Below are 23,010 nucleotides of genomic sequence, written 5' to 3'. Positions count from 1 at the left end.
AACGGCCTTCGGAGGTTCTCATCCTCATTTTATTCAGGCGAAAAAAAACCTGTCTTTTCAGACAGGTTTCTTAAATATGGTCGGCGAGAGAGGATTCGAACCTCCGACCCACTGGTCCCAAACCAGTTGCGCTACCAAGCTGCGCTACTCGCCGATGGGGGCGCATGTTACTGCTACCCCTGGGAAGCGTCAACCGCTTTTTGCGCTTTCGCGCCTGATCGCCTGGAAAGCAGGCGGTCAGCGGTTTTTCCCCGTTCCGTGCTGCATCGCTACGCTACTACAGCGGTTTAGCGGTTGTTCCGGCGGGTGCCTGGCACCAGTTATTGGCCGCCTTAATACCACCATCTGGAGAGGTATAACCCAGGCAGCCCATGATCGTATCAAACAACTCGACATGACGATGGGTTTTACCCGTGCGCTGTTGCGCCTGCAGACGCTCGAAGTTGTCGCGGTTGGTCGGGTCAGCCAGATATTTATCCGATGCCCACACCATCATGGGAACACGGAACTGCTCCGGCGGTGCCATTTCACGCGGTGTACCATGCAGATGCATATTATCGCTGATCGACTCACCATGGTCAGACGCATAGAACACGATCGCTTTCTTATCACGCAGCTGATCCAACACACTGTCCAGCATACTGTCGACATAGAGAACCGAATTATCGTAGGCGTTAATCAGCTGTGCTTTGCTACAGGTTTCATCGACGCCCATACATTCAGGCTGATAACGCGCAAAACTGCGCGGATAGCGTTGCGAGTAAAGGTAATGTGAGCCTTTGGTGTGCAAAACCACCAGGTGTTTACCCTTGGGATAGCGCTGGAGTGATGCCTGCAACTCCGGGACCAGCAGCATATCATCCACTGATTTACCCTGATTGCGTGGCTCTGAACCAATTTGCTCGCGGAAGGAGAAGTTATTCGCATTGATATTATCGTAGAACCAAACCTCACTTTGCATCGCGAACAGCTCAGAGGTAAAGCCCAGCTCTTTCATCACCGCGAAAACATTTTGCTCTTTCAGGGTACGGCCAGGGTTGTCCATGGTGCCGCCTTCACGCACGAACATACAACGCAAAGACAGTTTGGTCGCGGTATCACAAGATTCACCACGAAACGCGACCAGGTTTTTCTCTTTCGACAGCTTAGGTGTGGTATTGCGCTCATAACCCAACATGCCCATGTGATCCCAGCGCGTGGTTTCACCAATGACAAACACCACATAGGTATCATCTAACCCCGGCGGTGCAACGTAGGTAAATTTCTGCGCAGGGTCCAACAGTTCGTGATTTTCCAGCGTCTCGTCAACCTTCGTCCAGGTAAACAGACCCAGTGCAGCCAGCCAGTTAGACGGCAAATAAGAGTGCGCCACAATACCGCCATAGCTCGGCAGATCGATATTGGTCACTTCCTCGTTGGTTTTTTGCAACTTGTCAAAGTAACGGATGGGTAACCACACCAACGCGACGCAGGCCAGCAAAAGTAAAACGGGTTTTAGTCGCTGCCCTGGCGTACGCAGTTGCTCATTCAGCGTCATGCTGAGGTTGTTACGCCAAATCATAAACAGCGGCAGCGCGCTGACCAGCACCATCCACAGGATAAAGTGATAACCCACGACTTCTTTAGACAGATCGGTATCCGTCGTCATGACTGATGCCACAATGCCGTAGCCAATGACCACATTGAAAAAGGCCATGTAATAACCGGCAGCGACGGAAATCAATACAATTAAGGTCGCAAGAACACGGTACAGCCACTTTCCGCCCAATGATAACAGTCGCATCAGGAAAAACGTCAGTAACACAATTGCTACGACCTCGGTAAAGGCGGTCAGCCAGTTTGTCACGGTTGATTTCGTCAGAAAGCCATCAAAACGGCGGTAAAAGATCGGCAAATTCAGCAGGATACCGAGATACAGAGCCAGCAACAGCGACAGCTTTTGCTGTGTTAATGATTTTATATAATTCATGAAAAATGGTGTTTCCCCGGAACGAAGCGCTTAACTAAACGTTAATCTGACTGCCATATTTCGGCAGAGTTCGCGAATTAAGCGGGCCGGTTAAATAAAGAAGAATATTCTGAACGTTTTTACACGTCATCACGCGAAGTGGCACAGTTAAGCATGTGACACCCATTTAGGCCAGAAAATAGTCTGGAGCAGGGGCAATTAACAGCGTGGGTGAAAAGAAAAAAGGGCCGGTGTTCAGGCCCTTAATCATTTAGCGAAGGATATTCAGCGTTACGTCGATGTTGTTACGTGTCGCATTTGAGTATGGGCAAACGATATGAGCAGCATCAACCAGTTTCTGTGCTTCTGCTTCGTCCATCTCAGGCAGGTGAATATTCAGCGTCGCCTCAATGCCAAAACCATTAGGGATTGGACCAATACCGACTTCGCCTTCAATCCATGCGTCTTTTGGCATCGCGATTTTGTCGCGGCCAGCAACAAACTTCATTGCGCCCAGGAAGCAAGCTGAGTAGCCCGCTGCAAAAAGCTGCTCTGGGTTAGTGACTTCACCACCTGCACCGCCCATCTCTTTTGGTACGCCCAGTTTGACATCCAGAACGCCGTCAGATGAGGTTGCACGACCATCACGACCACCGGTAGCTTTAGCTTTTGCACGGTAAACCACTTGTTCTAAAGACATATCTTATCTCCATTGTACTATTTAATCGCTCGCTACTTATTGGTCAGCAGTCGAGCTGCGAAGTCTGACTTATTTCATACATCCAGATAAAAATTTAGCGCGGCACCATCAGTTTGTCACGTAACTGGTTCAACTGCAGTTTAAGCGCCGCCATCTCATCCTCACTGCAATCAGAGGCACACTGGATTTCATCGGGAATCCTCTCAGCCTGCTGACGCAAAAGACGTCCGGTATCCGTTAAGCTGACGACCACCTGACGCTCATCCTGACGGGAGCGCTGGCGATTGAGTAAGCCCGCATTTTCCAGACGTTTTAACAGCGGCGTTAATGTCGCTGAATCCAGAAAGAGGCGTTCACCAATCTCAGAAACGGTAAGTGAATCCTGTTGCCACAATACCAGCATCACCAGATATTGCGGATAGGTAATATCCATCTGCGTAAGTAACTTACGATACACTTTATGCATCGCCAGATTGGCGGAATACAGTGCAAAGCAAAGTTGCTGATCGAGCAACAGTGGCGCAGCTTTCACTTTTTTGTCATCTTTATTACTGTTCATGGACGCAATATAAATAGCGCACTAGTTAATTGCAAGCAATTTATGAAAACGAGGTAGTGCATGCAGGATTCTCTGGAAGAACAGGCGCGACGCTATGCCACGCAAGCCCATGCAGCAGCGGGCCAACGCCGTAAATACACCGACGAACCTTATATCGTCCATCCTGCAGCCGTTGTGGAACTGGTCAGAAGCATTACGGATAATCCCGTCTTGCTGGCTGCGGCCTGGCTACACGATACCGTGGAAGATACGACGACGACACTTAGCGATATCGAAAATCACTTCGGTAATGATGTCGCAATGCTGGTTGAAATGCTGACCAATACCGCACCGCAAAGTGCAGGGAATCGTACAGAACGCAAAATGGCCCATTTTCGCCATACTGCGCAGGCCAGCCCTGACGCACAAACCATCAAGCTGGCTGACATCATTGACAATACGCGCTCTATTGTTCGCTTCGATCCCCATTTTGCCCGCGTTTATCTGATTGAAAAAAAGGTGCAAATTGAATTGCTTAAGCAGGGCAACGCAGAACTCTGGCGCCAGGCTTCCGCCAACATTGAAAGTGGTATTGCTCAGCTGGCCGATGCGCCCTATAACGTGCCTGAAAAATGGTTTGTTAAACAAGCGGCCAAATACGGTGGATTAAGCTAACGCCATCCTCGCCATGCGCTGATTCATTGATGCCAACGGCGTACCTTAGCCTGGAAATGAGGAGCCGGTTATACGGCTTAAAGCGCGCCGGCGGGCGCGGTATGGCTTTCGTGCCTAAGGGCAAACCATGAGGCTTTCACGCTGCCTCAATATGTCTCTGTAAAACAGAAATGTTAAGAAGGATTGAATCCAAAAAAATGTAATTTATTGGCTGGAAAACTGTCAAAAAACAGTATTTTTAATATCATAAATAAATAATCGTCATGGCGAAAAGAGACTTTACTGTGATACCAATCACGATAATTTAAAGTAACCCTGGACATACCCAATCAATATAATAGGGTAGCGCTATGTTTAATGAGAGTTGAAATATTATGATCATCTTAAACAGCACCTGTGTAATTTCAAAATGGTTTAACATTGATAATATCATTGTCAACCACCTGCCTTAATGTCTTCTTGTTTTCTTCACCCTTCTGTTCCGGCTGATATGGCCGTGATTTATCGGGTGTATTTTCAATCATTCAGTCATTAAAAAAACTGCCTCGTCGATGACGTCCGTTTATTTGCCGATCAGGGCATTGAAAACGCAACGTTGCACGTAATGCAGTCACGACCTTTTATCGGCTGAAATACAGTAATAACAGCATTCGACCTGGTTTTTATTAATTCGGTTAAAAACTATGGCCTCGACATGTCTGCCTTAAAGGACATCATTATGAATAACTTTAGACATTTACCTGAGCCATTTCGCATTCGGGTGATTGAGCCTGTCAAACGTACCACGCGTGAACACCGGGACACAGCAATTATCAAAGCCGGAATGAATCCATTTCTGCTGGACAGCGAAGACGTTTTTATCGATTTGCTCACCGATAGCGGCACCGGAGCCGTAACGCAAAATATGCAGGCTGCGATGATGCGGGGCGATGAATCCTATAGTGGCAGCCGCAGTTATTACGCCCTGGCTGAAGCGGTAAAAGCGATTTTTGGCTATGCCTATACGATTCCTACGCATCAGGGGCGCGGTGCAGAACAAATTTATATCCCGGTTTTAATAAAGAAACGCGAACAAGAAAAAGGCCTGGACCGAAACAAAATGGTGGCCTTTTCTAACTACTTTTTCGATACCACCCAAGGCCACAGCCAGATAAATGGTTGTACCGTAAGGAATGTTTATATCAAAGAAGCTTTCGATACGGCGGTTCGCCATGACTTCAAAGGCGACTTTGACCTTGAAAGTCTGGAAAAGGGTATACAGGACGTGGGGGCGAATAATGTGCCCTACATTGTTGCCACGATTACCTGTAATTCCGCGGGTGGACAGCCTGTATCGCTGGCAAATTTAAAAGCCATGTACCAGATTGCACAAAAATATGACATTCCCGTTGTCATGGATTCAGCACGCTTTGCTGAAAACGCCTATTTTATCCAGCAACGGGAAAAACCCTATAAAAACTGGACAATTGAAGCGATCACCCGAGAAACCTATAAATATGCTGACATGCTGGCCATGTCGGCCAAAAAAGATGCCATGGTACCGATGGGCGGCTTACTCTCATTTAAAGACGACAGCTTCTTTGACGTGTACACCGATTGCAGAACGCTTTGCGTGGTTCAGGAAGGCTTCCCCACCTATGGTGGCTTAGAAGGTGGGGCGATGGAACGCCTGGCGGTTGGCCTGTATGACGGCATGAATCAGGACTGGCTGGCTTATCGCATCAGTCAGATTCAGTATCTGGTCGATGGTCTTGAATCAATTGGCGTGACCTGCCAACAAGCCGGTGGTCATGCCGCCTTTGTCGATGCCGGAAAATTATTGCCGCACATACCGGCGGATCACTTCCCCGCTCAGGCACTCGCCTGTGAACTGTATAAAGTGGCCGGTATCAGGGCAGTAGAGATCGGATCGTTTTTACTCGGCCGTGATCCGAAAACCGGTGAGCAGTTGCCCTGCCCGGCAGAACTGCTGCGTTTAACCATTCCCCGAGCCACCTACACACAAACGCATATGGACTTCATTATTGAAGCGTTTGAGCATGTGAAAGAGAATGCAGAGAACATAAAAGGCTTAGCGTTTACCTATGAGCCTAAAGTTTTGCGCCACTTCACCGCAAAACTTAAAGAGATCTAATAGTCATACCTGTACAGTGAGCAGCTGTCTGGCAACAGCTGCTCCGTCACTCTGCTGGTCAACCTGAAAAATTATAAAAATGATAAAAGTAAAAAAGCGTATTGAGAGGACACCATGGAAGACAATACAGATCAGAAACATTCCTCCTTCTGGGGCGTAATGGTTATAGCAGGAACGGTAATCGGTGGTGGGATGTTTGCACTCCCTGTCGATCTCGCAGGTGCCTGGTTCTTCTGGGGCGCATTTATCTTAATCATCGCCTGGTTTTCAATGCTTCATTCCGGTTTATTGTTACTGGAAGCTAACATAAACTATCCCGTAGGTTCGAGTTTCAACACGTTAACCAAAGATCTATTGGGTAAAACGTGGAATATCATCAGCGGCATTACCGTTGCCTTTGTGCTGTATATACTGACATATGCTTATATCTCCGCTAACGGTGCAATTATCAGCGAAACGCTTTCGATGCATTCCAGTATCAATATAAAGTCAGAATTGATTGGTTTAGGAACAGCGGTTTTCGTTGCCTGTGTATTATGGATAAGTTCACTGGCCGCCAGCAGAATCACTTCGCTATTTTTAGGTATTAAAATTTTAGCCTTTGTGATTGTCTTTGGTTCACTATTTTTTAAAGTCGATATGTCCCTTCTGCGGGATGTGCGCGGCATCAGTGAAAACAACCGTTACTTCCCATATATATTTATGGCAATACCTGTCTGCCTGGCTTCATTTGGTTTCCATGGAAATATTCCCAGCCTGATTATTTGTTATGGAAAGAAAAAAGATAAACTGGTTAAAAGTATTGTTTTGGGTTCATTGCTGGCGCTGCTTATTTACCTTTTCTGGCTGTATTGCACAATGGGAAATATCCCGCGTGAAAACTTTAAGGGGATTATTGCCTCGGGCGGAAATGTTGACGTGCTGGTGAAATCCTTTATGGGAACCCATCCCGGTAGCCTGATAGAATTCTTCCTGCTGGTTTTTTCTAACCTTGCGGTAGCAAGCTCTTTCTTTGGCGTGACGCTGGGGTTATTCGATTATCTGGCTGACCTGTTCAACATTGACAATTCCCATGCAGGGCGCTTTAAAACGGTACTGCTGACCTTTCTTCCTCCCAGCATCCTGTATGTGTTCTACCCTGACGGCTTTCTCTACGGCATCGGTGGTGCGGGATTATGCGCAACCATATGGGCAGTGATTGTCCCTGCGCTGCTGGCATTGAAAGCCAGAAAACGCTTTCCCGACAAAACGTTCACCGTCTGGGGCGGCAAGGTAATTCCCGTGTTTGTTATTTTATTTGGTGTCGTGGTTATTGTTTGCTGGTTTGGCAATGTTCTCAACGTTTTACCCAAGTTGAGCTGATTGTCCGGCAGGCCTGAGCGTTATTTTGAAGGGAAGCGTTATCGGGAAGAGGTGTCAAACAGCCGGTCACTCATGTGACCGGCTTCAACAATAGCCGGGATAACGCTTTAATACTTAATGACTTAATCGAGTAACTGACGCCCAAGGTAAGGATTGGCGTGAAGTAATTTCATCAATTTCCGTGCCGTTGCGGAAGGGCGCGTACGCTGTGCTTCCCAACTTTTAACCGAAGAAACGCTAACGCCCATGATCCTGGCAAATTCGTCAACCTGCATTCCTGCCATTTCGCGTAAACGCTGCGGCTCTGGCATCGCGGGTTGACGCTGAGCTTGCAGCGCCACAGGGCTGTTATCACGTGTCAAAACAATCTGCTCAAGGCTGCTGAGCAATTCAAACATTGGGTCTTTTAATTCCATAGAGAACTCCTTAAAAACTCACTATGAATCACGTGAAAGAAGGTACAAGAACCTGAAATCAGGCTCAGAAACCGGATTAAGCAAGCTGCATCCCTTAAGAGTTTGTTTTTATTGTAAGAAAACCCTTATGGGACACAGCCTGACCTGCATCGCTGTTAAACATGTCAAAACAATGCAACAAATGCCGGGAGACTAATTATGGATAGATACCTGACAATTTGCAGTGCAAATTAAACATTTTTTTTAACTTTACAATTCTGAAAAATGGTTAAACAACCTAACCAGTTGAAGCCATTGATTTTGTTGCCACACGGTACATGAAAAGTACAGATCGCTTTTTTGTCCTTGCCAACCTTTTTCGACTCAACGCACACCGAAAACCGTGCCTGTCACTCATAATGATTGCAAAATATGCGCCAGGCTTTCATTTTTTATACAAAGAAATGCGGCAGTTCACTGCCAGCCATCTTCGATCCCGCCCACTGATACTGAGCAAACGCTTACCGGGCCTGATAGTGCGAGCAAGAGCCGCGCTGAATGGGTGATCAACACTATCTTCGGAGGGCAATGTGACGTTACGATTATAGCGGAGAAGATAATTTGTGCCGTTCACGCCAGACGCAAGCACATGGCACCGCCCGCACCACTTTAATGCAAGTGAACAATTTTAGGGCAACTCGTTAATGAAGATTTAACGGTAATGCACCACACCGCGCGCGTGCTTCGCTTTAAAACTTAAGCTGGTGTTAATTATTCAGACCATGTATTTATGGCCCATTCCGGCTCAGTTTGCAGGTGCTCCACGTCAATGCTGGCGCGCCAGTCCATACAGCAGCCCGTCTTCGTCGCGGCGTAATGGCGCTGTTATCCTCATTCAGCTCCCGGCCTCGGGTGCCTGAAGTCTCAAATGGCCTTATAAACCCGCTGCAAGCAAACTTTCTTGCAGGTAATGGCCTTACACAGCGCTTTCACATTGTGTGGCAGTTCACGTTTGTTCTATTCTTTAGGCCACTGCTTTTCCGGACATCAGCCAGCTTTACCGACAGGAGTTGACATCATGGCTTCAGGAATTTCCCGTATTCTGGCACGCGGCGGCATTTTGCTGACTGGCGTGCTTCTCGTATTACAGCTCACCGCATGTGGTGACAAAGAGGGCGACCAGCGCAAAGCGTTTATCGATTTCCTGCAAAATACCGTTATGCGTAGCGGCGAGCATCTGCCCAGCCTGAGCGAAAACCAGAAACAAAGTTTTGGTCCTTTCGCAGGGGATTACGCCATTCTGTATGGCTTCTCGCAGCAGGCTAACAAAGCGGTAGATCAGGGCATGCGCCCGGTAGTGGATGAACTTTCAGCGATCCACGTGCCGCAAGACTATCTGAGCCGCCGCGACTCTCTTGCTCAGGCTAACAGCGCATTAACGGTAGCCACGCAGCAGCTGGAAAGCGCCAAAATGCAGGCAGATAAAAGCAAAGCCGCGCTTAAACAAACGGACGATCTGAAGAAAGTCTTCGACACCGCTTACGATAAAGTCGTGTCGCAGCCCGCCAGTCAGCTTATCCCGCTGTTACCCAAACTTCAGGCACTCAGCCAGGATGCGGTGCAGACCGGTGAGTTTTTACAGGCTCAGGGCACCCGAGTCAGTTTCAATAACGGTGGCGTTCAGTTCCCGACTCAGGAGCAGGCAACACAATATAATGACCTGATGAACAGCTTATCTGCCAATGTGCAGGCGCTGACGCAGGCTAAAAATGCCGTTCAGGGGAATGTGCAATAAACATCGCTCCGGCAACCTCTGTTCTGCCTGGCTGATCTGAACATCATTTAATAAAGATCATTTATTTAAACGGCCCTGATCAAAGTGTGATCAGGGCCGTTTTTCATCAAATTACTTTGTGATCTATATCTCATTTATCAAACAAAGCCACGGACTATAAATGTGATGAGCATCACTAAAATACATTGTTAGCGGTGTAAATTTGTTCAGTCCAGGCCGGAAACAGCCCGTTTTTGTGATATGTATCACTAAAAATCCCCCTACCACCCCACCATAAACGTGATTAAGATCACATCAAACTGCCTGTACTACGCAGCCCCATATTCGCGTGATAAAGTCCGCCTGCATACAGTAATACTGACGGTTTATCGCCGTAGTGGCTAAACAAAAACAAACGCGCGCTCCTGTTGCAGCGCGTCTCAACAAGGGGTGGGCTTATGTCCTCATCAGTAAAGGTCAAAGTACAAAGCTTTGGTCGCTTTTTGAGTAATATGGTGATGCCTAATATTGGCGCATTTATCGCCTGGGGTATTATCACCGCGCTGTTTATTCCAACAGGCTGGATTCCTAACGCAACGCTGGCGAAGCTGGTCGCCCCGATGATCACCTACCTGCTGCCATTACTGATCGGCTTTACCGGCGGACGTTTAGTCGGTGGCGATCGCGGTGGTGTAGTAGGCGCAATCACAACCATGGGCGTGATTGTCGGTGCCGATATGCCAATGTTCCTCGGCTCAATGATTGCGGGTCCGCTTGGCGGCTGGGCGATTAAATCCTTTGACCGTATGGTTGACGGTAAAATCAAAAGCGGCTTTGAAATGCTGGTGAACAACTTCTCTGCCGGTATCATCGGTATGTTGTTAGCCATCCTGGCATTTATGGCGATTGGTCCACTGGTTGAAGGCCTGTCACACATTCTTGCCACGGGCGTTAACCTGATGGTGCAGAACAACCTGCTGCCATTGACGTCGATCTTTGTTGAACCCGCAAAAATCCTGTTCCTCAACAATGCGATTAACCACGGCATTTTCTCGCCGCTGGGTATTCAGCAGGCGAGCGAAGCAGGCAAATCGATTTTCTTCCTGATCGAAGCAAACCCAGGTCCGGGTATGGGCGTACTGATGGCCTATATGTTCTTTGGTCGGGGCAGTGCTAAGCAGTCTGCTGGCGGTGCAGCGATTATCCACTTCCTTGGCGGTATCCACGAAATCTACTTCCCTTATGTGCTGATGGCACCGCGTCTGCTGCTGGCGGTGATCCTGGGCGGTATGACCGGCGTATTCACCTTGACCGTGCTACACGGTGGCCTGGTCTCGCCTGCTTCACCCGGTTCAATTTTAGCGGTATTAGCGATGACGCCAAAAGGCGCTTACTTCGCCAATATTGCTGCCATCTTTGCTGCTTTTGCCGTGTCTTTTGTTATTTCTGCCATTTTGTTGAAAACGAGCAAAGTGAAAGAAGATGACGATATCGAAGCCGCGACGCAACGTATGCACGACATGAAAGCGCAGTCGAAAGGACAGAGTCTGGCAGGTGCCCCGGTTGCCAGTGATGCGATGAGCGTTGACCTGGACCATGTGCGCAAAATCATTGTCGCCTGCGATGCGGGCATGGGGTCGAGTGCAATGGGCGCAGGTGTGCTGCGTAAGAAAGTCCATGATGCCGGGCTGAGTAATATCTCGGTGACCAACAGCGCCATTAATGCGTTACCGGGCGATGTTGATTTGGTGATTACCCATCGCGATTTAACTGAGCGGGCTATCCGTCAGGCACCTCATGCTCAGCATATTTCCTTAAACAACTTCCTGGACAGTGCGCTCTACAGCACGCTGACAGAGCGCCTGGTCGCGGCTAATCGCAGTGAAGCCAACCGTGAAGCCGCACAGAAGACGCTGGGTGACAGCTACGATAACAGCCATGCCAACCTGTTTAAGCTCGGTCACAGCAACGTTTTCCTGGGACTGAGTGCCAGCAATAAAGAGCAGGCGATTCGCTTCGCCGGTGAGCAGTTGGTCAAAGGCGGCTACGTAGAACCTGAATACATTGATGCCATGCTGGAACGCGAAAAGCTGACCCCGACTTATCTTGGCGAGTCGATTGCCGTGCCACACGGTACCGTTGAAGCGAAAGATCGTGTACTGAAAACGGGCGTGGTTTTCTGTCAGTATCCTGCCGGCGTACAGTTTGGCGAGGAACCTGATGAAGTGGCGCGTCTGGTGATTGGTATTGCTGCCCGCAATAACGAACATATTCAGGTGATCACCAGCCTGACGAACGCGCTGGATGATGATCAGGTCATTGAAAAACTGGCGCACACTGAGAGCGTACAGGATGTTCTGGATCTGTTATCAGGCAAGCCCGCTGTAGCATAATCCGGTTCGACATTTTCCCTGGGGCGGTTGTGCCCGTCCCACTTTTTTGGGGCGGACATGCCCGCCCCATCGTCATTTGATATGGGTCAATTTTATGAAAGCGTTACATTTCGGAGCAGGCAACATTGGTCGCGGTTTTATTGGCAAACTCCTGGCAGATGCCGGTATTGAACTGATTTTTGCAGATGTCAATCAGGCAGTGCTGGATGCCCTTAATGCACGTCATGAATATCCCGTCCACGTCGTGGGTGAACAGGCCAAAGTTGAAGTGGTTAAGGGCGTTAGCGCCGTTAACAGTACCAGCGACGAGATTATCGAACTGGTCGCTGACGTCGATCTCGTTACCACTGCCGTTGGTCCGCAAATCCTTGAGCGCATTGCTGCCAGCGTGGCAAAAGGTCTGGCCAAACGCAGTGATAACGGCAATGTTCGGCCGTTAAATATTATCGCCTGTGAAAACATGGTGCGCGGCACCAGTCAGTTAAAACAACATGTACTGCAAGCGCTGCCCTTTGAGTATCATGTCTGGCTTGAACAACATGTCGGCTTTGTGGATTCAGCGGTAGACCGTATCGTTCCGCCTTCTGAAGCAGGCAGCCAGGATCCGCTGGAAGTCACGGTCGAAACCTTCAGCGAATGGATTGTGGATAAAACCCAGTTTAAGGGCGAGCTGCCTACTATTCCGGGCATGGAACTCACAGATAACCTGATGGCATTTGTGGAACGTAAACTTTTCACACTGAATACCGGTCATGCTATTACGGCCTACCTGGGGCAGTTGGCGGGTCACCAGACTATTCGCGATGCGATCCTCGATGGTAAAATTCGTGCTGTCGTTCAGGGTGCGATGGAAGAAAGCGGCGCGGTGCTCATCAGGCGTTATGGTTTTGAAGCGGATAAACATGCTGCCTATATTCAAAAAATTCTTGGTCGCTTTGAAAATCCGTATCTGAAAGACGACGTTGAGCGCGTAGGCCGCCAGCCACTTCGCAAGCTGAGCGCGGGCGATCGCCTGATTAAACCGACCCTGGGGACGCTGGAATACGGTCTGCCACACGCGAACCTGGTGCAGGGGATTGCGGCTGCCATGCATTACCGCAGCGATCAGGATGCCCAGGCACAGGAGCTGGCTACGCTACTGGCAGAAAAAGGCCCACAGGCGACCCTGGCGCAGGTTTCAGGACTCGATCCTGAGAGTGAAATTATCAAAGAGGCCGTGAGTGCCTGGCACGCCATGGCATAACAGGCCCATGTTAGCGACCCAGATCGGGGGCGATGAACGGGCCCTCGACAGCAGCACTACATTGACGCAGGCAATAATGGAAGAGAAGCAGGCTTTTGAAAACCGGGTGCTTGAACGCCTGAACGCTGGACGCTCGGTGAGAAGCTTTTTGTTCGCCGCCGTCGAGCTGTTAGCTGAAGCTGTCAATTTGTTGGTACTGCAGGTATTCCGTAAAGATGACTACGCGGTGAAATACGCCGTGGAGCCCCTGTTGCTGGGCGATGGCCCGTTAGGGGAACTCTCTGTCCGGCTCAAGCTGATTTATGGTCTTGGCGTTATTAGCCGGCATGAATATGAAGACTGCGAGTTACTTCTGGCCCTGCGCGAAGAGCTCAATCACGATGCAGGCGATTACCGCTTTACCGACGATGAAATCCTGGGGCCATTTGGTGAGTTACACTGCGTAGCGGCCTGGCCGCCGGTGCCCGCGTTACATGCTGAGGATGCTGCACTGCAGGCTATGCAGCAGCAGCGTTATCTGCAAATGGTGCGCTCCACCATGGTCCTGTCACTCACCGAACTGATTTCCCGCATCAGCCTGAAACAGGCTTTTAAGAAGTCAGCCAGCTAAATCCTGCCGGGAGCCTGACGGCTCCCCTTTTCGCGCTAACCACCGAGAATCTACGTTAAATTTGGTGTATCCTTAGCCTGTTTTCCTCAACGAGTTGTTGTCATGAAAGAGCAAGAAAAGAACGAAATTAAACGCCTCAGCGATCAACTGGACGCCCTGAATCGTAAAGAGCCTCAGTTGCTAGAATCCGGTGATGCTGAAAAGCTGGGTGCGCTACTGAAAGAGAAAGAAACGCTGGTGACTGAAATCGAGCGTCTTCGCAGCCAGCGCGAGGTTAAACTGAGTCTGGAAGCGCAGAAACTGCAAAAGCTACCGTTTAGCCGGGCGATTACCAAAAAAGAGCAGGCAAATTTAGGCGCATTGAAGAAAAGCGTGCGCGGCCTGGTGGTGGTACATCCAATGACCGCGCTGGGACGAGAAATGGGTCTTGACGTCATGACCGGATTTGCGAAAAGCGCCTTTTAATATCGGGGTCAGGCGGCGGCCTGTTCGCTATTTTGCTGGCCAGTAGCAGTCCCTACCTGCTCTGCCAGCGAATCCAGCAGCGTATAACGACGACGGTACTCTGCACGCTTCTTGCTGGCAATGTCCTCCAGCGTTTTACGCGGCAACGTCAGCGGCAGGATAAAGATGCCATCTGCACGTTCTTGCCCGTTAACCGTCAGCCAAAATTCACTGTAGCTGGCATGGAATTTATCCCCTTTACTCTGGCGATAACGCAGGCTACGAAAAACATGCGTCTTGTCTCCTACCGCTGCTATTTTTCGGACGCCGCATTGCTGCGCTAAAATAAACACGACTTCCATCAGTAAGCGTTTAGGAAATAAGCCATGCGCCGCTTTGGTTGCATCGCGAATAACATCATTACTGATGCTTTTACGCGGTCCCTGTAAACCACCGATTAATAAAGTCCGTGCGTTTTCCTCATTTAAGATCGTAAATGTCAGAGACGCAATGCCTTCATCCTGATAACGCAGCACTAAGGTTACTTCCCCCTCGCGATCGTAATAGCCCGCACTACAGGCAATGACGAATTCTTCGTTATTTTTGCCCGACAGTCTGGCCAGAACATTCTCTTCACCGCTTTGCAGGATCTGACGGAGTGACATGTTTTCCAGATTACTCAGCAAATGGTAGTGATCAAGAATAGCCTGCGCACGTGCTGCTACGCGCATTCCGGCGTGCAGATAAGGGCGATGTAACTTAGCGGGTAATAAACCCTGTACGCGCATTAATTGCGAAATTCTGGGTAACTCAGAGAGCTGCTGTAAATAGCGCAACGTGGTAATGGGTGCAATCAGCGTCCTTAAGGCAAATTTGAGACGAAAACGACGACTCAGCCAGATTTTATTGGGTACGTACTTTCCGCTGATTAATTGAAAAAATAAAGAGGCATACGAATCGGCAACCGGATCGTGTGTAGTGTAAATGGACATGGTGTAAGTTCTTATTAGTCTGATCGTGGCATTGATGATAAAACGACCGGCATCAACGACAGGTTAATGACTCAAATTGTTAAAAACTTAACGGGGTCAACTTACGCTTCGTTTAAAAATGGTTTAACTGATTTATCGCAAGGGACTTTTCTATTGCGGCGATTTGCAGGCAGCCCGCCTGCAACGGAAAACTGCACCGACAATCGGCAATCGGCAATCGTAGTGGCATCATGCCAACGGCGAAGAGAGAAAACGTGACGTTCAGGCGAAAAAAAACCGGCAGAACAGATTCTGCCGGTTGAGACTCGTGTGGTTATCGCTTACTTAGCGGAGGCAAAGCGGGCTGCCGCTTCGTCCCAGTTAACCACGTTCCAGAATGCTTTAATGTAATCTGGACGCTTGTTTTGGTACTTCAGGTAGTATGCGTGTTCCCACACATCCAGACCGATGATCGGATAACCTGAAACGCCAGCGATAGCCTCACCCATCAGTGGGTTGTCCTGGTTAGCGGTCGAAACCACGGCCAGTTTGTCACCTTTTTTAACCAGCCAGGCCCAACCAGAACCGAAACGGGTTGCCGCCGCTTTCTCAAACTCTTCCTGGAATTTTTCAACGCTACCAAAATCTTTCTCAATCGCCGCCTTCAGCTCACCCTGAAGCGTTGTGCCCGTTTTCAGGCCTTTCCAGAACAGACTGTGGTTAGCATGACCACCTGCGTTATTACGCAGCGGGCCTTTTTTGTCTGCTGGCAGCTGATCCAGTTTCGTGATCAGTTCATCAACAGGCAGATCAGCAAATTCAGTGCCTTCCAGCGCCGCATTGGCGTTGTTGACATAGGTCTGATGATGTTTGGTGTGATGGATTTCCATCGTCTGCTTGTCAAAGTGCGGTTCCAGTGCGTCGTAAGCGTAAGGCAGGGATGGCAGTGAATAACTCATGTTCTTCCTCTCCATTTAGTGTTTGAGCAGCACGACAATGTCGGCACGTGCCGCGTAAGCAGTCGTATCATTATAGTTAAATTCATGATCGGTAAAAGCGTAATCAATGCCCTATTAAACATAAGGTTTTGAAAAAACATGCAAAGACTGCGCAATTTTAAGTTTTATGCTGCCCGCAAAATGGCCGATGCGGCGGCTGATCAGCAGGCGCGTGTCGCCGCACTCATTGGTTCTGCGCGCAACGCAACTGCACAGAACAGGATTTACATGAGCCGCTGTGGATGGCTGTAAATGGTTGCACGGCCCGGCTTACTGAACCCCACCAGGGTAAGGTTACAGCGTTCTGCAACCTCTACGGCCAGTCGGGTTGCTGCGGAAACGGCAAACAGAATTTCAACGCCACACATGGCTGATTTCTGCACCATTTCATAGCTGGCGCGGCTGGAAACCAGCAGAGCACCGTCGCCCCACGTGGCCTGACTGCGATAGCCCAACAGCTTGTCGAGCGCGACATGACGGCCCACATCCTCGCAGCCGTGAATAAGCTCACCTTCAGGCTGTATCCAGGCGGCAGCATGAGTGCAGCCCGTTTTTTGCCCCACGGGCTGAAAATGCTTCAGTTGCCCCAGCGCGCGGTCCAGGTGCGCTAACGTGAAGCGCTGAGTGAACGGCAGCGGCGTAAGCGGCTTACCAATCTGGTCCAGTTGCTCCACGCCACAAACGCCGCAGCCCGTTCGCCCTGCCAGAGCGCGCCGATGCGCCTTCAACGCCATAAAACGGCGGCTGGATAGCTCAATCTGCACCTCAATACCATTGCAACCCGCGACGACATCCATACCAAAGATATCTATCGGGGCGTCAATAATGCCCTCTGAGAGAGAAAAACCGATGGCAAAAGCCTCCAGGTCTTTGGGCGTCGTCATCATCACGACGTGAGAAATGCCATTATAAACCAGCGCCACCGGCACCTCTTCTGCTAACCAGTCAGCCTGGGAATGGTGTAAATCGTCACGTTGCCACACCTGAGTTTCACGCAGACCAGCCAGCTCGCTTACACCAGCATCACATCTCGCTTTGTTTTTATTCACTTTGTTCTGATCCTGGCTAATTCCGCTTGGATTAAAAGGTAATAGTATTCCGCTATCCTGAATAGTGCCTATTCTGAACCGGGTCAAAGGCGGCAACAAGCGCATGTCACCCCGAGAGCATAAAGCGTGAAATTGCTCCCTGATGGCCTGGCATCCGTTGTGCAAGTCGATGTTCAATCATCCGGTTCACGCGCAGTCAGTCAGGGAAAAAATGCATTTCACACAGAAGGACAGGATTTGGGCTGCTATGATCAGCCTGTCGGGTCGGATCGTGGCATCCAGCCGTGCCGCGGTCTCCTGACTCACCAATATGATTGCTTTGATGTCAGCAGCTGGCGTGACAAGCTGCGAGAACAGAAAGAGCAAACGGGCAAGAGCGCGCACGTCAATATGGCGCGCGTGAGTACCGAGAACCCTATTCTTGCTGGTGTCGTGAGTAGCGTAATCAGCCAACAAAACAGGAAAATGCCTTCTATGAGCATCCGCATTATCCCGCAAGATCAGTTGGAGAAGAGCGAAAAAAACCCAGCGGAGACGATTCCGCCGTTACTTTTTCCCCGGCTGAAAAATTTATATAGCCGTCGTGCTGCGCGACTGCGCGACCTGGCTGCTAAAAATCCCCTTGGGGATTATTTACGCTTTGCCGCGGTGATAGCACAGGCACAGGAAATTGTCCTGTACGACCATCCCCTGCAGATGAATCTGCACGCGCGTCTGGTGCAAAGCAATCAGGCAGCTAAGCCGCCACTGGATATTCATACCTTACCGCGGGACACACACTGGCACCGCCTGCTGCATTCGCTGATTGCCGAGCTCAAGCCCGAGATGAGCGGCCAGGCACTGGCGGTACTGGAGAACCTGGAAAAAGCCTCTGCCACTGAGCTGGAAACGATGGCCAGCGCGCTCTTTGCGGGCGAATATGCTCAGGTCAGCAGTGACAAAGCACCTTTTATCTGGGCTGCACTGTCGATCTACTGGGCGCAAATGGCGGCCTTGATTCCCGGCAAAGCTCAGGCGGAGATGGGCAACCAGCGCCAGTTCTGCCCGGTGTGCAACAGCATGCCGGTTGCCAGCATGGTGCACATGGGCTCACATGAAGGGGCGCGTTACCTGCATTGCAACCTGTGCGAAAGTGAGTGGTACGTGGTGCGGAGCAAATGCACCAACTGTGAGCAATCCCGCGATCTTCACTACTGGTCGCTGGACAGTGAACATGCGGCGGTTAAAGCTGAAAGCTGTGGTGATTGCGGTAGCTACCTGAAAATGTTGTATCAGGAGAAGAACCCGGCAATGGAACCCGTTGCGGACGATCTCGCCTCATTGGTGCTGGATGCCCGCATGGAGCAGGAAGGCTTTGCACGAAGCAGTCTGAATCCCTTTATGTTTCCCGGTGAATAGTTTTTTGCTGAAGAAACCCCGCTCAACCGGAGTCACGCAATGAAACTGATTGGCAGCTATACCAGCCCTTTTGTACGGAAGATCTCCATCATTATGCTGGAAAAAGGCATGATGTTTGAATTCGTCAATGCTTCGCCCTACAGCGACGACAGCCACGTTCCGCAATACAATCCGTTAGGGAAAGTCCCTGCGCTGGTCACTGAGGATCAGCAGACCTGGTTTGATTCCAGCATCATTGCTGAGTACCTGGAACAGCGCAGCCAGGTTCCTGCTCTGCTGCCGGGTGACCCACTTGAGTCACTGAAGGTTCGTCAGTTAGAGAAGCTGGCTGATGGCATCAGTGATGCGGCGCTGGTGATTGTGCGTGAGCAGTTGCGGCCTGGCGATATGCAGTCAGAAGAGGTTTTGCTGCGTCATCGCGAGAAGATTCAGCGTGGGCTGGACAGCCTGGAAGGCTACGTAACGGAAGGAAAATGGATTAACAATGGCACGCTTAACCTGGCAGATATTGCCACGGGCTGCATGATTGGCTATCTGAATTTTCGTCGCGTCGTGCCAAACTGGTGTGTTGAACGTCCGGCCTTAGTCAAACTGGCAGAAAATCTGTTTCAGCGCGAAAGTTTCGCCCGTACTGCGCCACCCACATCCTGATGGGCGAGGCAGATGATCAGCCCTGATGCCGCTAGCAGGGCTGACAGCCTGTTTCGAAAGGATTACACAGTGCGCATTTTCTGCATTACCTGTCTTCTGAATGGCATAAGGTGCAGTTCGCGCATGATGCGATGCACAGCTGGCTTGCAGTGCTGGCCGTCGGACTAAAGGTGTAATCAGAAACGGTAACCCACACCGATGTTAATACCATTAACTGTGCGCGGCTCATCTTCAACCCGGGTTCGGGAACCTTCATAACCCAGCGTAACAGACAGATAATCAACCGGATTAATGATAATGCCGGCACCGTAAGCAAACGCATTAGTGCTGTCTGAAAAATCAATATGCTGAGGCATTCCCTGATTATCATAACCGTTATAATGACGGCGCATGGCGGTATGGGAAAAACCCGCAAGCGCGTAAAGACTCACCATGTTATTCAGGCGATATGCCGGGCCCGCCAGCAAAGAATAATATTCTGCGCTGACATGATCGGACGTATTTAGCGAGAAAAAAGAACGGTTGCTGTCTTCACTGTTCTCCAGCGTGGTGAAAGAAGCAAGCACGCTAACCGGTGAATCCCACTCATAGCGATATTGCAGATTTACACCGGGCATATTTTTAAAATCTTCCGCTTTACTCTGCGCATAGCCTACTGACAGGGTTTGCGTCGCCAGTGCTGGCACCGTATCACTCAGCAAAGCGAGGAAAAGAGTGGAAATAATAATCTTCTTCATAAAACTGTCCTGATATAACAAGGCAGGCTGCCTGTAGTCTCTATACAGACGCGCGCGTCCTGTTCATTCTCTGCGACTGACAGCGTGATCCTTTCAAGAAAAATGCTGTGAGCCCGATAGTATTCAGCCCTTCTTCATTCGAAATAAAACAGGCTATTTACGCCAGACATCGTTTTTTCAGCTTTACTACAGATAACAAAAGGCGTGATTAACTCACGGCAAAGTAACGGTAATTAACGGCTATCTGGCGGAGCGGGACCTTAACAAAAAACACGACATTCCCACAATAAACGAAAGGGTAATGACCGCTTAAATCAGAACTGATTGAGAACAGGTTGATGTTGAGTCACCGCAGCCCGTGAATGACCCGTAATGGCGAAAATAAGCGGACGATGACCCCGTGACAATAAGTATCGCCATATCTTGCATTGCGGCATCGAGTCCGATATATCTTTTGCCATCGCCTTTTCCTGAGCCTGAACGGCACGCGCAGGCCGCAAACCAGGGGAAAAGACGACACAAAGCAGGCTGAATGTTGTTATTTACGCGCATTCCTTTTACGGGCTGTGAGACCTGACAGTCCATCGCCTCAGGCAGACGAAAACCGGATAAATATCTATCATGCAATCACTCTTCAGAACGGCATTGTGTTGCCTCCTGGTCGGTAATATCACGCACGCCTGGCCTGAGGGGCTGACCCTGGGTGCACAGGGCGAAGCGAACTTTACGCCTTATCACCAGTACAAAACCCAATATTCAGGCCTGCCTTATGTGGGCTATGACAACAATCATGTCTACATTGATGGCACCGAAGTCGGTGCGTATTTCATCAAGGATGACACCACACAATTCAAAGCGCGCTGGTGGTATCTGGATAACGAATTCGATCCCGGTCAGTCATCTGATTCGGCGCTGCGGCAGTTACGTATTCGCCACAGCACCATGATGGGCGGCATTAGCTACCAGAAAATAACGCCTGTGGGTGCCTTCAGAACCGAACTGTCTGCCGATACGCTGAATGAAAGCCGGGGAGTGCTGGGGACGGTCGCATGGGCGGGACAGGTCTCTTTCATGCAGCTAGATGTTTATCCACAGGTCGGCGTTGACTGGCTTAATAAGCAACAGGCAAGCTATTACTATGGTGTGAACGCACAGGAATCTGCCCGCAGCGGTTTATCTTCCTGGAACCATCAGGGCGTTACGCCGTGGCTTGCTTTGGCATTTGACTGGCATCCTGTTACGCCTTTGCATATTTATCTGCAACCCAAAGTGACCTTCCTCACTGGCGCACTTCGCGACAGTCCGATGACGGATCAACAGTATTACTGGACGCTCTCTTCCGGTGTGACCTGGACCTTTTAAGGCGGGCTATCTGGCCGATAACGCCGGGCGAGGTTGATTCATCAAGCGGTGATCTCCGCAACGCGTGCTGAAACGGGTTGCGGATAAAAATGGCCGTCTTGACGCTGACGAAAGATAAAATGTGCTGATATTGCACTCTTTTGTGAAAAGGATGCCAGTTCAAAAGATGGACGGCACAAAATCACCTGCCGCAGCAGCAGTGCTATTCAGGCCTGACTGACAGTTTTTAAAATCTAAAATATCTCAACGCTATTCAGGACGGGACACACTGAATAAAAAAAAGGACGATTTCTCGTCCCTTTTTTAGCGCTTCTGTCCCGTCCTGAATAGCGTTGACACATTTTCCACTGGTTTTGAGGAGAATGTGATGAAACAGTATGTTAAACGCACTCAGCGGGATTACTCTCTGTCTTTTAAGCTGGCAGTCGTGGAGCAGGTTGAAAAAGGCGAGATGACTTACCGCCAGGCTCAGGAACGCTACGGCATCCAGGGATGTTCCACCGTGCTCATGTGGTTACGTAAATACGGTCATCTGGACTGGCAGTCATCCCGGCAGCGCACCACCCGTGGAGGAAACATGACAAAATCTCTCCCCCTCACACCTGAACAGCGAATCAAAGAGCTTGAGCAGCAACTGGCTGAATCCGAAGTTAAAGCGCAGTTTTTTGAAGCTGTCGTGAAGGTGATGAACACCGAATTCGGTGCCACACTCACAAAGAAGCAGTTAGCGTCCTTATCGCGAAAGCACAGACACAATCCCTGAAACTGACTGTCGTCAGGGTCTGCCGGTATTTAAAGATAAGCCGTCAGGCCTGGTATCAGGGATGCCGGCGTGAAATGCGCAGGGCTGAAAAGGCACACCGCATTACTGAAGAAGTCAGACTTATCAGGTTACAGCAGCCCCGCCTGGGTACCCGGAAACTGCAGCATATTCTTAACGAGCGGGAAGATGCCGCATTGCATATCGGGCGGGACAGTCTGTTCGCTGTGCTGCGGGAAGCCCGGTTACTGGTTCATCCGGCAAGGGCTTATCATAAAACAACGAACAGCCGTCATCATTTTTACAGACATCCGAATCTGCTGAAAGCGGGGCCGGAGCAGACGGTAATCTCCGGTCCGGAGCAGGTATGGGTTGCCGACATCACCTGGCTTCCGGTAAGAACAGGTATGGCCTACATCAGTCTGGTAACGGACGCTTTCTCACGAAAAATCGTGGGGTATCATGTTCATGAAAGTCTGCATACGGAACACGTTATTAAGGCGCTGCAAATGGCACTGAGGGAGCGGCAGGGAAAGGGCCGCCTGATCCACCACTCAGATCGCGGACTTCAGTACTGTTCGGCAATGTATCAGTCAGTGCATAAAAAACACGGTCTTGTCTGTTCAATGACGGACGGCTACGACTGCTATCAGAATGCGCTGGCAGAAAGGGTTAACGGCATACTGAAAAATGAATTACTGATTACGCGTCCGGCAGACGTGGTGCAGGCAGGCAGGATGGTCAGTGAGTCAGTCAGGATCTATAACAGCCAGCGTCCTCATCTGTCATTAAAATACAAAACGCCTGATGAGGTACATCAGGCGTTTTAAAAGATAAAAAAAGTGTCAACCTATGCCAGGACTAGTCA

Annotated in this window: 21 protein-coding genes and 1 tRNA gene; 13 read left to right on the top strand and 9 right to left on the bottom strand. The window is 49.9% G+C overall.

Going from position 1 to position 23,010, the window contains the following annotated elements:
* Window positions 1-77: 77 nt before the first annotated feature.
* The 4 genes from CMR03_RS24445 to CMR03_RS24430 form a co-directional block, all read right to left on the bottom strand.
* A tRNA-Pro gene (locus CMR03_RS24445) sits at window positions 78-154 on the bottom strand.
* A 123-nt stretch (window positions 155-277) separates the two neighbouring features.
* Window positions 278-1,969: a kdo(2)-lipid A phosphoethanolamine 7''-transferase gene (gene eptB, locus CMR03_RS24440; protein ID WP_063877855.1), complete on the bottom strand. Its 1,692-nt coding sequence runs from the start codon at window positions 1,967-1,969 to the stop codon at window positions 278-280.
* A 250-nt stretch (window positions 1,970-2,219) separates the two neighbouring features.
* Window positions 2,220-2,648 carry an organic hydroperoxide resistance protein gene (locus CMR03_RS24435; protein ID WP_028725402.1) on the bottom strand — a complete coding sequence of 143 codons (429 nt, stop codon included), beginning with the start codon at window positions 2,646-2,648 and terminating at the stop codon, window positions 2,220-2,222.
* Between the two features lie 94 nt (window positions 2,649-2,742).
* Entirely contained in the window at window positions 2,743-3,207 is a 465-nt protein-coding gene (locus CMR03_RS24430) for a MarR family winged helix-turn-helix transcriptional regulator (RefSeq protein WP_063877854.1), read from the bottom strand.
* A 60-nt stretch (window positions 3,208-3,267) separates the two neighbouring features.
* Here CMR03_RS24430 and CMR03_RS24425 point away from each other — a divergent pair, with 60 nt between their 5' ends.
* From CMR03_RS24425 to tnaB, 4 genes are all read left to right on the top strand, one after another.
* Window positions 3,268-3,861, top strand: coding sequence for an HD domain-containing protein (locus tag CMR03_RS24425; protein ID WP_096012914.1), 594 nt, complete (start codon window positions 3,268-3,270; stop codon window positions 3,859-3,861).
* 374 nt (window positions 3,862-4,235) lie between these two features.
* Window positions 4,236-4,313, top strand: coding sequence for a tryptophanase leader peptide (gene tnaC, locus CMR03_RS25960; RefSeq protein WP_074181043.1), 78 nt, complete (start codon window positions 4,236-4,238; stop codon window positions 4,311-4,313).
* Between the two features lie 266 nt (window positions 4,314-4,579).
* The gene (gene tnaA, locus CMR03_RS24420) at window positions 4,580-5,995 is read left to right on the top strand and encodes a tryptophanase (protein WP_096012913.1); all 1,416 of its coding nucleotides are present in this window, start codon (window positions 4,580-4,582) and stop codon (window positions 5,993-5,995) included.
* A gap of 114 nt (window positions 5,996-6,109) precedes the next feature.
* Complete coding sequence (gene tnaB, locus CMR03_RS24415; protein ID WP_096012912.1) at window positions 6,110-7,357, top strand: low affinity tryptophan permease TnaB; 1,248 nt, start codon at window positions 6,110-6,112, stop codon at window positions 7,355-7,357.
* Between the two features lie 122 nt (window positions 7,358-7,479).
* Here the strand turns inward: tnaB and CMR03_RS24410 are convergent, their stop codons facing one another.
* Window positions 7,480-7,773, bottom strand: coding sequence for an HTH-type transcriptional regulator (locus CMR03_RS24410; RefSeq protein WP_063877850.1), 294 nt, complete (start codon window positions 7,771-7,773; stop codon window positions 7,480-7,482).
* A 1,057-nt stretch (window positions 7,774-8,830) separates the two neighbouring features.
* On the opposite strand from CMR03_RS24410, the gene CMR03_RS24405 reads away from it, so the two are divergent.
* The 5 genes from CMR03_RS24405 (at window position 8,831) to CMR03_RS24385 (ending at window position 14,237) form a co-directional block, all read left to right on the top strand.
* Window positions 8,831-9,547, top strand: coding sequence for a DUF3053 domain-containing protein (locus CMR03_RS24405; protein WP_063877849.1), 717 nt, complete (start codon window positions 8,831-8,833; stop codon window positions 9,545-9,547).
* A 437-nt stretch (window positions 9,548-9,984) separates the two neighbouring features.
* The gene (locus CMR03_RS24400) at window positions 9,985-11,919 is read left to right on the top strand and encodes a PTS mannitol transporter subunit IICBA (RefSeq protein ID WP_096012911.1); all 1,935 of its coding nucleotides are present in this window, start codon (window positions 9,985-9,987) and stop codon (window positions 11,917-11,919) included.
* Window positions 11,920-12,013: 94 nt separating this feature from the next.
* Window positions 12,014-13,162: a mannitol-1-phosphate 5-dehydrogenase gene (mtlD, locus tag CMR03_RS24395; protein WP_096012910.1), complete on the top strand. Its 1,149-nt coding sequence runs from the start codon at window positions 12,014-12,016 to the stop codon at window positions 13,160-13,162.
* Between the two features lie 7 nt (window positions 13,163-13,169).
* Window positions 13,170-13,772 carry an MltR family transcriptional regulator gene (locus CMR03_RS24390; protein WP_074180985.1) on the top strand — a complete coding sequence of 201 codons (603 nt, stop codon included), beginning with the start codon at window positions 13,170-13,172 and terminating at the stop codon, window positions 13,770-13,772.
* A 102-nt stretch (window positions 13,773-13,874) separates the two neighbouring features.
* Window positions 13,875-14,237, top strand: coding sequence for a YibL family ribosome-associated protein (locus CMR03_RS24385; RefSeq protein WP_063877845.1), 363 nt, complete (start codon window positions 13,875-13,877; stop codon window positions 14,235-14,237).
* An 8-nt stretch (window positions 14,238-14,245) separates the two neighbouring features.
* On the opposite strand, the gene CMR03_RS24380 is transcribed toward CMR03_RS24385, so the two are convergent.
* The 3 genes from CMR03_RS24380 to fdhD all read right to left on the bottom strand — a co-directional run bounded on the left by CMR03_RS24380 (window position 14,246) and on the right by fdhD (window position 17,192).
* A complete protein-coding gene (locus CMR03_RS24380; protein ID WP_096012909.1) occupies window positions 14,246-15,208 on the bottom strand; it encodes a VirK/YbjX family protein in 963 nt (320 codons plus the stop codon).
* Between the two features lie 320 nt (window positions 15,209-15,528).
* Complete coding sequence (sodA, locus tag CMR03_RS24375) at window positions 15,529-16,146, bottom strand: superoxide dismutase [Mn] (protein ID WP_006121393.1); 618 nt, start codon at window positions 16,144-16,146, stop codon at window positions 15,529-15,531.
* Between the two features lie 263 nt (window positions 16,147-16,409).
* Entirely contained in the window at window positions 16,410-17,192 is a 783-nt protein-coding gene (gene fdhD, locus CMR03_RS24370) for a formate dehydrogenase accessory sulfurtransferase FdhD (protein ID WP_371873651.1), read from the bottom strand.
* Between the two features lie 516 nt (window positions 17,193-17,708).
* Between fdhD and fdhE the strand changes: the two genes are divergently transcribed.
* Entirely contained in the window at window positions 17,709-18,632 is a 924-nt protein-coding gene (gene fdhE, locus CMR03_RS24365; RefSeq protein WP_096012915.1) for a formate dehydrogenase accessory protein FdhE, read from the top strand.
* 39 nt (window positions 18,633-18,671) lie between these two features.
* A complete protein-coding gene (locus CMR03_RS24360) occupies window positions 18,672-19,283 on the top strand; it encodes a glutathione S-transferase (RefSeq protein WP_063877840.1) in 612 nt (203 codons plus the stop codon).
* A gap of 176 nt (window positions 19,284-19,459) precedes the next feature.
* On the opposite strand, the gene CMR03_RS24355 is transcribed toward CMR03_RS24360, so the two are convergent.
* Window positions 19,460-20,020, bottom strand: a complete 561-nt coding sequence (locus CMR03_RS24355) for an Ail/Lom family outer membrane beta-barrel protein (RefSeq protein ID WP_096012907.1) — start codon at window positions 20,018-20,020, stop codon at window positions 19,460-19,462.
* Between the two features lie 621 nt (window positions 20,021-20,641).
* On the opposite strand from CMR03_RS24355, the gene CMR03_RS24350 reads away from it, so the two are divergent.
* Together CMR03_RS24350 and CMR03_RS24345 are read left to right on the top strand one after the other, a co-directional pair.
* Window positions 20,642-21,382, top strand: coding sequence for a MipA/OmpV family protein (locus CMR03_RS24350; RefSeq protein ID WP_096012906.1), 741 nt, complete (start codon window positions 20,642-20,644; stop codon window positions 21,380-21,382).
* A 367-nt stretch (window positions 21,383-21,749) separates the two neighbouring features.
* Window positions 21,750-22,972, top strand: a protein-coding gene (locus CMR03_RS24345) for an IS3 family transposase (RefSeq protein ID WP_425270632.1) whose coding sequence is annotated in 2 segments (ribosomal slippage) — window positions 21,750-22,094 and window positions 22,097-22,972 — 1,221 coding nt in all. Because the reading frame shifts where the segments join, the coding sequence is not laid out codon by codon here.
* Window positions 22,973-23,010: the final 38 nt, after the last annotated feature.

Source organism: Pantoea allii (genome assembly GCF_002307475.1).
Lineage (GTDB): Bacteria > Pseudomonadota > Gammaproteobacteria > Enterobacterales > Enterobacteriaceae > Pantoea > Pantoea allii.
This window is presented reverse-complemented; position numbering and strand designations above follow the sequence as displayed.